Origin of the sequence: Rubrivivax sp. JA1055 (assembly GCF_020966565.1) — a bacterium.
GTDB classification, from domain to species: domain Bacteria; phylum Pseudomonadota; class Gammaproteobacteria; order Burkholderiales; family Burkholderiaceae_C; genus Rubrivivax; species Rubrivivax benzoatilyticus.
Map to the genome: position 1 here is coordinate 407,339 of NZ_JAJKFP010000001.1, position 12,731 is coordinate 420,069.

At 71.9% G+C, this 12,731-nt stretch carries 13 protein-coding genes and 1 pseudogene; 3 read left to right on the plus strand and 11 right to left on the minus strand.

Features of this window, described 5'->3' with window-relative positions; all coding sequences use genetic code 11:
* Positions 1 to 5: 5 nt before the first annotated feature.
* The 8 genes from fabF to LOC65_RS01705 form a co-directional block, all read right to left on the minus strand.
* Positions 6 to 1,250 (minus strand): beta-ketoacyl-ACP synthase II, encoded by a 1,245-nt coding sequence (gene fabF, locus LOC65_RS01670; RefSeq protein ID WP_009856506.1) that lies wholly within the window; start codon positions 1,248 to 1,250, stop codon positions 6 to 8.
* Positions 1,251 to 1,257: 7 nt separating this feature from the next.
* Positions 1,258 to 1,497 carry an acyl carrier protein gene (acpP, locus tag LOC65_RS01675; protein ID WP_009856507.1) on the minus strand — a complete coding sequence of 80 codons (240 nt, stop codon included), beginning with the start codon at positions 1,495 to 1,497 and terminating at the stop codon, positions 1,258 to 1,260.
* Positions 1,498 to 1,584: 87 nt separating this feature from the next.
* Positions 1,585 to 2,316: a 3-oxoacyl-ACP reductase FabG gene (gene fabG / locus LOC65_RS01680; protein WP_009856508.1), complete on the minus strand. Its 732-nt coding sequence runs from the start codon at positions 2,314 to 2,316 to the stop codon at positions 1,585 to 1,587.
* Entirely contained in the window at positions 2,313 to 3,251 is a 939-nt protein-coding gene (gene fabD / locus LOC65_RS01685) for an ACP S-malonyltransferase (protein ID WP_164963138.1), read from the minus strand. The genes fabG and fabD overlap by 4 nt, the downstream gene beginning before the upstream one ends.
* Before the next feature lie 36 nt (positions 3,252 to 3,287).
* Entirely contained in the window at positions 3,288 to 4,271 is a 984-nt protein-coding gene (locus LOC65_RS01690) for a beta-ketoacyl-ACP synthase III (RefSeq protein WP_230246392.1), read from the minus strand.
* Positions 4,272 to 4,275: 4 nt separating this feature from the next.
* A complete protein-coding gene (gene plsX / locus LOC65_RS01695) occupies positions 4,276 to 5,328 on the minus strand; it encodes a phosphate acyltransferase PlsX (RefSeq protein WP_029718510.1) in 1,053 nt (350 codons plus the stop codon).
* Between the two features lie 112 nt (positions 5,329 to 5,440).
* The gene (gene rpmF / locus LOC65_RS01700; RefSeq protein ID WP_009856512.1) at positions 5,441 to 5,623 is read right to left on the minus strand and encodes a 50S ribosomal protein L32; all 183 of its coding nucleotides are present in this window, start codon (positions 5,621 to 5,623) and stop codon (positions 5,441 to 5,443) included.
* Between the two features lie 160 nt (positions 5,624 to 5,783).
* A complete protein-coding gene (locus tag LOC65_RS01705) occupies positions 5,784 to 6,335 on the minus strand; it encodes a DUF177 domain-containing protein (RefSeq protein ID WP_009856513.1) in 552 nt (183 codons plus the stop codon).
* Between the two features lie 106 nt (positions 6,336 to 6,441).
* On the opposite strand from LOC65_RS01705, the pseudogene LOC65_RS01710 reads away from it, so the two are divergent.
* Positions 6,442 to 7,014, plus strand: a pseudogene (locus tag LOC65_RS01710) (Maf family nucleotide pyrophosphatase); the annotation flags it as partial.
* A gap of 128 nt (positions 7,015 to 7,142) precedes the next feature.
* Entirely contained in the window at positions 7,143 to 7,877 is a 735-nt protein-coding gene (locus LOC65_RS01715; protein WP_230246393.1) for an SAM-dependent methyltransferase, read from the plus strand.
* Here LOC65_RS01715 and LOC65_RS01720 read toward each other — a convergent pair.
* Genes LOC65_RS01720 through LOC65_RS01730 form a run of 3 tightly spaced genes read right to left on the minus strand, consistent with a single transcriptional unit; the run spans position 7,874 to position 11,416 of the window.
* On the minus strand, positions 7,874 to 8,803 hold the full coding sequence (locus LOC65_RS01720; protein ID WP_230246394.1) for a carbohydrate kinase: 930 nt from the start codon (positions 8,801 to 8,803) through the stop codon (positions 7,874 to 7,876). The two genes, LOC65_RS01715 and LOC65_RS01720, sit on opposite strands and share 4 nt — an antisense overlap.
* Positions 8,804 to 8,831: 28 nt before the next feature.
* On the minus strand, positions 8,832 to 10,283 hold the full coding sequence (locus LOC65_RS01725; protein WP_164963135.1) for a DEAD/DEAH box helicase: 1,452 nt from the start codon (positions 10,281 to 10,283) through the stop codon (positions 8,832 to 8,834).
* A complete protein-coding gene (locus LOC65_RS01730; protein WP_230246395.1) occupies positions 10,280 to 11,416 on the minus strand; it encodes a glycosyltransferase in 1,137 nt (378 codons plus the stop codon). Before LOC65_RS01730 ends, LOC65_RS01725 begins: the two co-directional genes overlap by 4 nt.
* A gap of 109 nt (positions 11,417 to 11,525) precedes the next feature.
* Here LOC65_RS01730 and LOC65_RS01735 point away from each other — a divergent pair, with 109 nt between their 5' ends.
* Complete coding sequence (locus tag LOC65_RS01735) at positions 11,526 to 12,683, plus strand: polysaccharide biosynthesis/export family protein (RefSeq protein WP_009856519.1); 1,158 nt, start codon at positions 11,526 to 11,528, stop codon at positions 12,681 to 12,683.
* Positions 12,684 to 12,731 lie beyond the last annotated feature (48 nt).

Genomic DNA, 12,731 nt, shown 5'->3' on the forward strand with positions numbered 1-12,731 from the left:
GCTCGTCACACGCGGCGGAACACCAGCGTGCCGTTGGTGCCGCCGAACCCGAAGTTGTTCTTCACGGCGATGTCGATCTTCATCTCCCGCGCCTCGTTGGCGCAGTAGTCGAGATCGCAGTCCGGATCCGGGTTGACGAGGTTGATCGTCGGCGGCGAGACCTGGTGATGCAGCGCCAGCACCGAGAACAGCGACTCGACGCCGCCAGCACCACCCAGCAGGTGGCCGGTCATCGACTTGGTCGAGTTGACGACCAGCTTGTGGGCGTGGTCGCCGAACGCGAGCTTGATCGCGTTGGTCTCGTTGGCGTCGCCCAGCGGCGTCGAGGTGCCGTGCGCGTTGAGGTACTGCACCTCGTCGGCGTTGATGCCGGCGTTGCGCAGCGCCGCCTTCATCGAGCGCTTGGGGCCGTCGACGTTCGGCGCGGTCATGTGGTACGCATCGGCACCCATGCCGAAACCGGCGAGCTCCGCGTAGATCTTGGCGCCGCGCTTCTTCGCGTGTTCGTACTCCTCGAGCACGAGAACGCCGGCACCTTCGCCCAGCACGAAACCGTCGCGATCCTTGTCCCAGGGGCGGGACGCGGCCTGCGGGTCGTCGTTGCGGGTCGACAGCGCACGCGCGGAAGCAAAACCGCCGATGCCCAGCGGCGAGACGGTCGACTCGGCGCCGCCGGCGATCATCACGTCGGCATCGCCGTACTCGATCATGCGGCCGGCTTCACCGATGCAATGCAGGCCGGTCGTGCAGGCGGTGACGATCGACAGGTTCGGGCCGGTGTAGCCGAAACGGATCGACACGTGCCCCGAGATCATGTTGATGATCGACGACGGCACGAAGAACGGCGAGATCCGCCGCGGGCCACGGGCGCCGTACTCGGCCTGGGTCTGCTCGATCATCGGCAGACCGCCGATGCCCGAGCCGACCATCACGCCGATGCGCTCGGCCGCGGCTTCATCGAGCTCGCTGCCCTGCGGCAGACCCGCGTCCTGGACCGCCTGGATCGAGGCCGCCATCCCGTAGTGGATGAACGTGTCCATGTGGCGGGCTTCCTTCGCCGGGATGTAGTCCTCGACGTTGAAACCCTTCACCTCGCCGGCGATGCGGCAGGCGAACGCGGAAGCATCGAACTTCGTGATCGGTCCGATGCCGCTCCTGCCGGCGACGATGTTCGCCCAGCCTTCGGCCACCGAGTTGCCGACCGGGCTGACGAGCCCGAGGCCGGTGACGACGACTCTGCGCCTGCTCATGCGCAGATCAGGCCTTCTGGTGCGCGACCGCGTAGTCGATCGCGAGCTGCACCGTGGTGATCTTCTCGGCTTCCTCGTCCGGGATCTCGATGCCGAACTCGTCTTCGAGCGCCATCACGAGTTCCACCGTGTCGAGCGAGTCGGCACCCAGGTCGGCCACGAAGGCCTTCTCGTTGGTGACGTCCGACTCGGGCACGCCGAGCTGTTCGGCGATGATCTTCTTGACACGGGCTTCAATATCGCTCATGACTCCTCCAGGAGGGGTGTATCGGTAAACAGCCCACGATTCTACCGGTGGGGCAGGGGCCGGATTTTTGACGAACGGCGGCCTTTGTCAGGCCATGTACATGCCGCCGTTGACGTGCAGCTCGGTGCCGGTCACGTAGGCGGCCTTCTCGCTGCACAGGAAGGCGACCGCGTGCGCGACCTCGTCGGCCGCACCCAGGCGGCCCAGCGGGATCTGCGCCAGCAGCGCGGCCTTCTGCGCCTCGGGCAGGGTTTCGGTCATGTCGGTGGCGATGAAGCCGGGCGCGACGCAATTGACGGTGATGTTGCGGCTGCCGAGCTCGCGCGCCAGCGCACGCGTCATGCCGGCGACACCGGCCTTGGCGGCGGCGTAGTTGGCCTGGCCGGCGTTGCCCGAGGCACCGACGACCGAGGTGATGTTGACGATGCGGCCCCAGCGCTGCTTCATCATCGGCCGCATCACGGCGCGGCTGAGGCGGAAGACGGCCTTCAGGTTGGTGTCCAGCACCGCGTCCCAGTCCTCGTCCTTCATGCGCATCGCCAGCGTGTCGCGGGTGATGCCGGCGTTGTTGACGAGCACGTGCAGCGCGCCGTGTTCCTTGACCAGGGCGTCGATCAGCGCATCCGACGCGGCGGCGTCGGTGACGTTCAGCACCCTGCCCTGCACGCCGGGCAGCGCGGCCTCGATCGCGGCGGCGCCGGCTTCGCTGGTGGCGGTGCCGACGACCCGGAAGCCGTCGGCCGCCAGCGCGGCGGCGATGGCGCGGCCGATGCCGCGCGAGGCGCCGGTGACGAGGGCGATGCGTTGCGTGTCGCTCATTGCAGGAGTTCCTTGGCGGCAGCCAGCGATTGCGGGTCGAGGATGGTCGTCGACGCGATCTCGGCGTCGATGCGGCGCACCAGGCCCGACAGCACCTTGCCCGGGCCGCATTCGATCACGGCCGTGCAGCCGCGCGCACGCAGCGCCTGCACCACCTCGACCCAGCGCACCGGGCCGAAGGCCTGGCGGTACAGCGCGTCGCGGATGCGCTCGGGGTCGGTCTCGACGGCGACGTCGATGTTGTTGACGACGGCGATGGTCGGCGCGGCAACCGGGGTCGTCGCCAGCTTTTCCTTCAGGCGCTCGGCGGCCGGCTGCATCAGCGCCGAATGGAACGGCGCCGACACCGGCAGCGGCAGCGTGCGCTTGGCGCCGGCGGCCTTCAGCGCCTGGGCGGCCAGCTCGACGGCGGCCTTGGTGCCGGCGATGACGGTCTGCTTGGGGTCGTTGAAGTTGGCGGCGGCGACACACTCTCCGGCATCACGCGCGGCCTGCTCGCAGCAGGCGCGCACGACGTCGCCGTCCAGGCCGAGCACGGCGACCATCGCGCCGGCGCCGACCGGCACCGCTTCCTGCATCGCCTGGGCGCGGAAGCGCACCAGCGGCACCGCGTCGGCCAGCGTCAGCGCACCGGCGGCGACCAGCGCCGCGTACTCGCCCAGCGAGTGGCCGGCGACGGCCGACGGAGCGGCGCCGCCTTCGGCCAGCCAGGCACGGTAGTTGGCGACGCCGGCGACCAGCATCACCATCTGCGTGTTGACCGTGAGGTCCAGCGCTTCCTTGGGACCACCGTGGATCAGCGCGGCGACGTCCAGGCCGGCGGCGGCCGACGCCTCTTCGAGCGTCGCGCGCACGGCGGGGTGATCGCCCCAGGCGTCGAGCATGCCGACCGATTGCGATCCCTGGCCGGGAAAGACGAATGCGAACTCAGCCATCTTGTGTGTCTCCTGTCGTCGGACGGGTTCGGCGGCTCAGAAGTCGAGCAGCACCGCGCCCCAGGTGAAGCCGCCGCCGACACCCTCGAGCAGCACGGTCTCGCCGCGCTGCACGCGGCCGCTTCGCACCGCGGCGTCCAGCGCCAGCGGCACCGAGGCCGCCGACGTGTTGCCGTGCTCGTCGACGGTGACGACGAGACGCTCGGGCGCCAGCTTCAGCTTGCGCGCGGTGCCGTTCATGATGCGGATGTTGGCCTGGTGCGGGATCAGCCAGTCGATGTCGGCTTCGCTGCGGCCGGCCTTGGCCAGCACCGCGCGGGCGGCATTCTCCAGCACGCCGACGGCGAGCTTGAAGACCGCCTGGCCGTCCATGCGCAGCAGCGGAAGGCCCGACACCTGGCCGCCGGACACCGTGCCGGGCACGCAGAGGATGCCGGCGTGGCGGCCGTCGGCGTGCAGCTCGGTGGCCAGGATGCCGGGCACGTCGCTGGCTTCCAGCACCACAGCGCCGGCGCCGTCGCCGAAGAGCACGCAGGTCGTGCGGTCGTTGAAGTCGAGCAGGCGCGAGAAGACCTCGGCGCCGACGACGAGCGCGCAGCGCGCACTGCCGGCGCGGATCATCGCGTCGGCGACGGTCAGCGCGTAGACGAAGCCCGAGCACACCGCCTGCACGTCGAAGGCCGGGCAGCCGTGCACACCGAGCTTGGCCTGCAGGATGGTCGCCGTCGACGGGAACACCATGTCCGGCGTCGAGGTCGCGACGATGATCAGGTCGACGTCGGCGGCCGAGCGGCCGGCGGCCTCGAGCGCGCGGCGCGAGGCCTCCAGCGCGAGGTCGCTCGAGTTGACGCCGTTGTCGGCGAAGTGGCGGGCACGGATGCCGGTGCGCTCGACGATCCAGGCGTCGCTGGTCTCGATGCCGCGCGCGGCGAGCATGTGCACGAAGTCGTCGTTCGTGATGCGGCGCGACGGCAGGAAGCCGCCGGTGCCGGTGATGCGGGAGTACGGTACTGCGGTCACGCGTTCAGGCGGCCTGGGGGGCCGCGGTGTCGCCGGAGGGCATGGCCTGCAGGGTCTCCGCGATGCGGTCGTGCACGCGGTCGAGCAGGCGGTTGCGCGCGGCGTCGTAGGCCCGCGCCAGCGCCGTCTCGAACGCCAGCGCGTCCGAGGAACCGTGCGCCTTGAAGACGAGTCCGCGCAGGCCCAGCAGCGCGCCGCCGCTGTAGCGGCGATGGTCCACGCGGGCCTTGAAGCGGTTGAGCACCGGCATCGCGACGAGCGCGGCCAGCTTGGTCCACGCGCTGCGCGTGAACTCCTCCTTGATCATCTGCGAGAGCATGCCCGCCAGACCTTCGGAGGTCTTCAGCGCGACGTTGCCGACGAAGCCGTCGCAGACGACGAGGTCGGTGGTGCCCTTGAAGATGTCGTTGCCCTCCACGTTGCCGTGGAAGTTGATGTGGCCGCCGGCATGCGCCGCACGCAGCAGCTCGCCGGCACGCTTGATCGTCTCGCTGCCCTTGATCGTCTCTTCGCCGATGTTGAGCAGGCCGACCTTGGGCTCGTCGATGCCATCCAGCGCCGAGACGAGCGCACTGCCCATCACCGCGAACTGCAGCAGGTGCTCGGCCGAGCAGTCGACGTTGGCACCCAGATCGAGCACCTTGGTGAAGCGGCCGCGGGCGTTGGGCAGCAGCGCGGCGATCGCCGGGCGGTCGATGCCGTCGAAGGTCTTCAGCAGATAGCGCGACACCGCCATCAGCGCGCCGGTGTTGCCGGCACTGACGCAGGCGTGCGCCGCCAGCGCCGGGTCGGCGAGCTTGATCTGGCCGATGGCCACGCGCATCGACGAGTCGCGCTTCTTGCGCAGCGCGACTTCGACGGGGTCGTCCATCGACACGACTTCGGTGGCCGTGACGCAGCGCGTGCGCGGCAGGCCGGCCGCGGCGGCCAGCGCCTCGGCGGTGCCGACGAGCACGAGCTCGGCCGCGGGATGCCGCTCCAGGAACGCGCGGCAGGCCGGCAGGGTGACCGAAGGACCGTGGTCACCGCCCATGCAGTCCACGGCGATGCGGACCAGCGGCAGCGGCTCCAGGGCGGGATGCGAAGACACGGGAGAGCTAAACCCTGGACTCACGCCGCGGACGGCGTGGACACGAGGATCAGCGGGCGCCGAGGCACCCGGCCGGACGTCAGGCGTCGGCCTTGGTCTTCAGGACCTTGCGGCCGCGATAGAAGCCGGTCGGGCTGATGTGGTGACGCAGGTGCACCTCGCCGGTCGTCGGCTCGACGGCCGTGCCGGGAGCGGCGATCGCGTTGTGCGAGCGATGCATGCCGCGCTTGGACGGCGACTTCTTGTTCTGCTGGACGGCCATGACAATCTCCTGGGATCGGCGCCGGAACTACGGTCCTCGCGAGCCGAGCGACACGCTCGATTCGGCCGGCAAAAAAGCTGTGACTGCGCCGGAAGCCATGTCGCAACCGTCGCAAAGCCCGCCAGTGTAGCACGCCGCGCAAGCTGAAATCCATGCCGGATCAATCCGGACGCTGCTTGAGCGCGGCGAGCGCCGCGAACGGGTTGGCCGCCGGCTCGTCGGCCAGCGGCTCGTCGCCGGCGGACATCGGCAGCGGATCGGGGCAGACCTCGTGCCGCGGCACCAGCGGCAGCGCGAGGATCAGCTCGTCCTCGAGCAGGCCGTGCAGGTCGAAGCCGCGCGCGGCGACGAGCACGTCGTCCTCGAGCTCCTCGTCGAGCCGGGCGGCCTCTTCCTCGCTGTCGACGAAGCGGAACCAGCGATCGACGGCCAGCGGCTCGGCCACCGGCTGCAGGCAGCGCTGGCACTGCAGGCGCACGGTGGTCGTGGCGGCCAGGCGCAGCCAGGTCTCGGGCGCGCCGCCGACGACCGGGCGAAGCTCGCCGTCGGCACGCCACTCGACCGGCGCGGGCGCATCGGCGGCCGCCGGCATCAGCGAGGCGCCCAGGCGCTCGAACCCGGCCTGAGGCCAGGCGTCGGACAGCGTGGCGCCGGCCGCGGCAAAAGCGCGCACGTCGAGGCGTCGGGGGTCGTGATTCTTCTCGCGGGCCATGTCTCGGGGGTTGCCGGGCCGCGCGCCATGTGACAGTCGCATGTCGGTCCGGGGGCGCCGAGTGTAGCCGCCGGCCGGGCCGCAGGCGGATGGGACAATCCGGGACATGGACACTCCGCCGCTGATCCTCGGCTCGACCTCGCGCTACCGGCGCGAGCTGCTCGAGCGCCTGCGCCTGCCGTTCACCGTCGTCGCGCCCCAGGTCGACGAGACCCCCGCCGCCGGCGAAGCCCCCGCCGCGCTGGCACTGCGGCTGGCGCTGGCCAAGGCCCGGGCGGTGGCCGCGCTGCACCCGCAGGCCGTCGTCATCGGCTCGGACCAGGTGGCCGACCTGGCCGGCGAGCCGATCGGCAAGCCCGGCACGCACAAACGCGCCCGCGAGCAGCTGCAGCGCATGAGCGGGCGCGAGGTCGTGTTCCAGACCGCGGTGGCCGTCGCGCGCGCCGACACCGGCTTCGCCCGCGTGCTGCTGGCGCCGGTGCGCGTGCGCTTTCGCGCCCTGGGCGACGCCGAGATCGAGCGCTACCTGCAAGCCGAGCGCCCCTACGACTGCGCCGGCAGCGCCAAGAGCGAGGCGCTGGGCATCGCGCTGCTCGAGGCCATCCAGTCCGACGACCCGACGGCGCTCGTCGGCCTGCCGCTGATCCGCACCTGCACGCTGCTGCGCGAGGCCGGGCTGGACCCGCTGGCCGCCACGAGCCCCCAGAACTTGTCCGGGGCTCGTTCCGGCCCGGCGGACCGACGGGAGCCCCGGAGAGCGCCGCCGGCACGAGCGCGGCGGCACCCCGCCCCGGCACGCTGCTGCTGGTGCCCAACACGCTGGACCTCGGCGCCGAGACCATCGACCTGCAGGAAGTGCTGCCGCTGGGCGTGCTGCGCCGCGCCGCGACGCTGACGCACTGGGCCGCCGAGGACGCCCGCAGCGCGCGCGCGCTGCTCAAGCGCGTCGGCGCCGTCGTGCCGCTGGCCCGGCCGCTGCAGGAGATCACGATCACCGAGCTGCCGCGCCCGCGCAAGGGCAGCCGCGAGCCGGTGCCGGCGGCCGCCTGGCAGGCGCTGCTGGCGCCGGCGCTGGCCGGCCACGACCTGGGCCTGGTGTCCGAGGCCGGGCTGCCGGCCGTCGCCGACCCCGGCTCGGCGCTGGTGGCCGCCGCCCACCGCGCCGGCGTGCCGGTGCTGCCGCTGACCGGCCCGAGCTCGCTGATGCTGGCATTGGCCGCCAGCGGCCTGGAAGGCCAGAACTTCGCCTTCGTCGGCTACCTGCCGCAGGACGCCGGCGCACGCGCGGCGCGCATCCGCGAGCTCGAGGCCGCGTCGCGCCGCCTGGGCCAGTCGCAGATCCTGATCGAGACGCCGTACCGCAATGCCGCGATGCTGGCGGCGCTGACCGCGACACTGGCCCCGACGACGCGGCTGGCCGTGGCCTGCGGGCTGACGCTGCCCGGCGGCTGGACACGCAGCGGGCCGGTGGCCGACTGGCGAGCCCGGCCGCAGGACATGCCCGACCGGCTGCCGGCGGTCTTCTCGCTGCTCGGCAGCTAAGCCGGCGGCAGCTCGGCGCGGCGCGGCAGGTCGGCGCCGCGGCGCGAGCAGGTCAGGGCCGCCGCGCCGAGCGCAAAACCGAGCGCCGCGTCCAGCTCCGCCGCCTCCAGCGACAGGCCGCCCGGCTGCAGCCGGTCGCGTTCGGCCAGCCAGGCCAGCAGCGCCGCCTGCACCGTGTCGCCGGCGCCGACGGTGTCGGCCAGCACCACCGGTGGCGCCGGCCGGTGGGCCTCGGCCGTGGCCGTCCAGGCGCTGGCGCCGCGTTCACCGCGCGTGACGACGGCGAGCTCGACACCCGCCGCCAGCCAGCCGCGCGCGACGTCGGCCGGGTCGGCCCTCGGATACAGCCAGGCCAGGTCCTCGTCGCTGGCCTTCAGCAGCCGGCAGCGCGGCGCCATCCATTCGAGCGCCTCGCGCCAGCGCGCCACGTCGGGCTCGACACCCGGGCGCACGTTGGGATCGCAGGCCACGACGAGGCGCCGGTGCTCGCGCTCGGCCAGCGCGCGCAGCACCGAGGCGACCGGCTCGACGACGAGCGCGTAGGAACCGAGCTGCAGCACCCGGGCGGCCTCGGGCAAGGCGGCCGCCGCCGACGCCGGCAGCAGCCGGTCGGCGGCGCCGGTGCCGAGGAAACGGTAGCCGGGCCGGCCGTCGGCCGCGACGTCGACCATCACCAGCGTCGTCGGCGCGTCGAGCTCGGGCGCCAGGCGCGTGTCGACGCCCTCGGCCGCGAGCGCGGCGCGCAGCCGGCGCCCGGCGGCGTCGGCCGACAGCCCGCCGAGGTAGGCCACAGGACGGCCCAGCCGGGCCAGGCCGATCGCGACGTTGAAGGGCGACCCGCCGCAGCGGGCGTCGAGCAGCAACCCGGCGGGCGTCTCGCCGGCGGCGAAGACATCCATCAGGGCCTCGCCGCAGACGACGATCACGGCGTGCGGGGACGCCGGCCGCGCAGCGTCAGCGGCCGCCGCCGAGCAGCGCGGCGACCTTGCGCTTGGGGCGGATGTTGGGCGAGGCCGCCGCGCGCGCCGGGGCCGCCGCCGGGGCGGCCGGCGCGGCGTCGGAGGCGGCGGGCGCCGCCGACGGCGACGGCTCGTAGGGCCGGTCGAAGATCGGGTCGGCCGGCGGCTGCGCGGCGCGGCGCGGGGCGCGCTCGACCGATTCGGCACGCGGCGCCAGCTCGCGCTCCTCGTCGAAACGGCGGCGCGGGCGGCGCGCACGGTCGTCCTCGATCTCGAAGGGCTCGATCTCGATCTTCTTCTTGATCAGCTTCTCGATGTCGCCGATGAGCCGCGTGTCGTCGCGCGTGACCAGCGTCACCGCCAGGCCCGACGCGCCGGCGCGGCCGGTGCGGCCGATGCGGTGCACGTAGTCCTCGGCGTTGAACGGCACGTCGAAGTTGAAGACCGCCGGCAGGTCGGCGATGTCCAGGCCGCGCGCGGCGACGTCGGTGGCCACGAGCAGGTCGACCTCGCCGGCCTTGAACGCGGCCAGCGCTTTCAGGCGCTCGTCCTGGCTCTTGTCGCCGTGCAGCGCCTGGGTCTTCAGGCCGTCGCGCTCGAACGAGCGCGCCAGGCGCGCCGCGCCGAGCTTGCTGTTGACGAAGACGATGGCCTGCGACAGCTCGCGCTGGCGCAGGATCTGGCGCACGGTGGCGCGCTTGTCGTCGTCGCCGACGCCGTAGAAGCGCTGCTCGACGGTGGAGGCGGTGGCGTTGGGCCGCGCGACCTCGACCGTCACCGGGTCCTGCAGGTAGCTGCCGGCCAGGCGCTTGATCTCGGGCGAGAAGGTGGCCGAGAACAGCAGCGTCTGCCGCGTCTTGGGCAGGAACGACAGGATGCGCTGCAGGTCGGGCAGGAAGCCGATGTCGAGCATGCGGTCGGCTTCGTCGAGCACGACGTACTCGACCTGGTTGAGCACCGCGTTGCGGGCCTCGATGTGGTCGAGCAGCCGGCCCGGCGTGGCGATCAGCACCTCGACGCCGGCCTTCAGCTCGGCGGTCTGCGGCTTCATGTCGACGCCGCCGAAGACCACCGCCGAACGCAGCCGGGTGTGCTTGGCGTAGGTCTTGACGTTGGCGGCCACCTGGTCGGCCAGCTCGCGCGTCGGCGCCAGCACCAGCGCGCGCACCGGGTGGCGCGCCGGGGACATGCTGGTGTTCTCGTGCCGCAGCATCTTCTGCAGCAGCGGGATCGTGAAGGCGGCGGTCTTGCCGGTGCCGGTCTGCGCCGCGCCCATCACGTCACGGCCTTCCAGGACGATGGGGATCGCCTTGGCCTGGATCGGGGTCATGGCCCGGTAGCCGGCGTCGGCGACGGCGCGCAGGAGCTTGGGGTCGAGGGCGAGGGTGTCGAAGAGCGGCGCCGGGGCGCTCGTGGCAGCCGCGCTGTCCGCAGTGGAATCGGTCATTTCCGCCGATTATCGCAGGCATCGGGCTTTGCGCGCCGGGGCCCGAGCATCAGCAGCAGCCGTGGCGAGCGGAATCGCACGATCCCCCAGTACAGCCCGAGGTAGAGCAGCGCGAAGACCAGCAGGAATGCCCCCAGCGTGACCGTGCTGTCCCAGAACGCCATCGCCGGCACGATCGAGCACATGCACAGCGCCCAGAGCACCGGCGAGGTACGGGAGTTGCGCTTGGTGAGCGCCTGCACGCTGCGGTCGCCGACGGCCCAGCGCATGACCCGGCGGTAGACCAGAGAGTGCAGGTGGATGCCGTCCGGCATGTGCGCCGGCTGCTGGCGCAGGAACCAGCGCCGATAGATCGAGAACAGCGTCTCGAACACCGGATAGATGCAGACCAGCAGCGGGAAGATCGGCGAAACCTCCGGATTGCGCACGAGCAGCAGGATCGAAACCTCGGCGACGAAAAACCCGAGGAAATAGGCGCCGCCATCACCCAGAAAGATGAGCCCGGACGGGAAATTCCACAGGAAGAAACCGAGCACGGCCCCGATGCCGGCCAGCGAAAGCAGCGCGATCAGCGAATCGTCGACTTGAAAGCCGACGTAGGCGATGGCCGCCAGCATCAGCATCGCGCACATCGACGCCAGGCCGTTGAATCCGTCGATGATGTTCAGCGCATTGGCGATGCCGGCGACGGCAAAGACCGTCAGCACCAACGACCCGAACCAGAAGCCGACCAACCAGTCCAGCCCGGGTATCGCGGTGTAACGGATGGCCGCGTCCATGAAATGGAAGGCCAGCGCCGCCGACACCGCCGTCGCGACCAGCCGGCCCCGCGGCGTGACCGCCTCGGTGAGGTCCTGCACGAAGCCGGCGAGGAAGGCCGGCGCCGCGCACAGCATCAGCAGCAGGCCGAGGCGGCCGGACGGCGCGCCGTGTTCGTAGCCGATGACGAGGCAGGCGCAAATCAGCGCGAGCACGATGCTCAGGCCGCCGATTCGCGGCACTGCCACCGCGTGGAATTTCTGCGGCTTGGAGAAGTCGCGGTCTCCCGAACGATGGGCGTGAACCTTGGCCGAGCGCACCAGCAACAAGGTGAACACGACGGAGACGGCGAAAGCGACGAGCATCGGCTGCACCGGAAGATTCTAGGCATGGGGCCATGACGCAATGCCGACGCCGGCGTGTATGCGAAACGTCAAGATGGCTCGGATACGATAGGGCGCCTGCACCTCCTGCACGAGAACCATGTCGGCTTCCTCGAGACCGCTCCTGCCCCTGATCCTGTCGACGGCCCTGCTCGGCGCCTGCTCGCACCAGCTGCCGACCTCCGGCCCGAGCCGCAGCGCGATCGAGAACACCACCGCCGAGGTCGCGAGCCGCGCCGTGCAGGTCGTGGACATCGACGCGAAGGTCGCCCGGCGCCTGCTCGACCAGCGCCGCCATTCGCTGTTCTCCGAGGTGCTGGGCGGCCAGCGCGTGGCCACGACGATCGGCCTGGGCGACATGCTCGAGGTCAGTGTCTGGGAGGCCCCGCCGGCGACGCTGTTCGGCGGCGGCGCGGTGGACCCGCGAAACCCCTCGACGGTGCGCGCGACGACGCTGCCCGACCAGGTGGTCGACCGCGACGGCCAGATCAGCGTGCCCTTCGCGGGCCGGATCCCCGCCGCCGGCCTGACACCGCAGGCCGTGGAGGCCACGATCGTGTCGCGCCTGAAGGGCAAGGCCAACCAGCCCGAGGTGCTGGTGCGCGTGGTGCGCAACGTCTCGTCGACGGTGACCGTGGTCGGCGAGGTGAACACCAGCACCCGCATGCCGCTGACGGCCGGCGGCGAGCGCGTGCTGGACGCGCTGGCGATGGCCGGCGGCGTGCGCCAGCCCGTCCACAAGATGACGCTGCAGGTGACGCGCGGCAAGACCGTGGCCGCGCTGCCGCTGGACCAGATCATCCGCGACCCCGCGCAGAACGTGCCGCTGCAGCCGGGCGACGTCGTCACGGCGATGTTCCAGCCGCTGTCGTTCACCGCGCTGGGGGCGACCGGCAAGAACGAGGAAGTCGCCTTCGAGGCCCAGGGCATCACGCTGGCGCAGGCGCTGGCGCGTGCCGGCGGCCTGGTCGACTCGCGCGCCAACGCGCAAGGGGTCTTCGTCTTCCGCTTCGAGCGCGAGGACGCGCTCGCATGGCCGCGCCAGCCGGTCGGCACCACCCCCGACGGCCTGGTGCCGGTGGTCTACCGCCTGGACATGAGCGACCCGGCGAGCTTCTTCGTCATGCAGAGCTTCCCGGTCGCCAACAAGGACGTGGTCTTCGTCAGCAACGCGCCGGCGGCCGAGCTGCAGAAGTTCCTGAATCTCGTGTTCTCGGTGGTGTATCCGGTGTTGAACACGATCAGCGTGACGCGGTGAAGGCGCGCCCGGCCCCCCGACCGGGGCGGGGTCGACGGACTGCCGGCC

Coding starts and splice junctions, on each gene's coding strand:
- fabF (WP_009856506.1), bottom strand. CDS start 1,250: ATGAGCAGGCGCAGAGTCGTCGTCACCGGCCTCGGGCTCGTCAGCCCG.
- acpP (WP_009856507.1), bottom strand. CDS start 1,497: ATGAGCGATATTGAAGCCCGTGTCAAGAAGATCATCGCCGAACAGCTC.
- fabG (WP_009856508.1), bottom strand. CDS start 2,316: ATGAGCGACACGCAACGCATCGCCCTCGTCACCGGCGCCTCGCGCGGC.
- fabD (WP_164963138.1), bottom strand. CDS start 3,251: ATGGCTGAGTTCGCATTCGTCTTTCCCGGCCAGGGATCGCAATCGGTC.
- rpmF (WP_009856512.1), bottom strand. CDS start 5,623: ATGGCCGTCCAGCAGAACAAGAAGTCGCCGTCCAAGCGCGGCATGCAT.
- LOC65_RS01705 (WP_009856513.1), bottom strand. CDS start 6,335: ATGGCCCGCGAGAAGAATCACGACCCCCGACGCCTCGACGTGCGCGCT.
- LOC65_RS01725 (WP_164963135.1), bottom strand. CDS start 10,283: ATGACCGATTCCACTGCGGACAGCGCGGCTGCCACGAGCGCCCCGGCG.
- LOC65_RS01735 (WP_009856519.1), top strand. CDS start 11,526: ATGTCGGCTTCCTCGAGACCGCTCCTGCCCCTGATCCTGTCGACGGCC.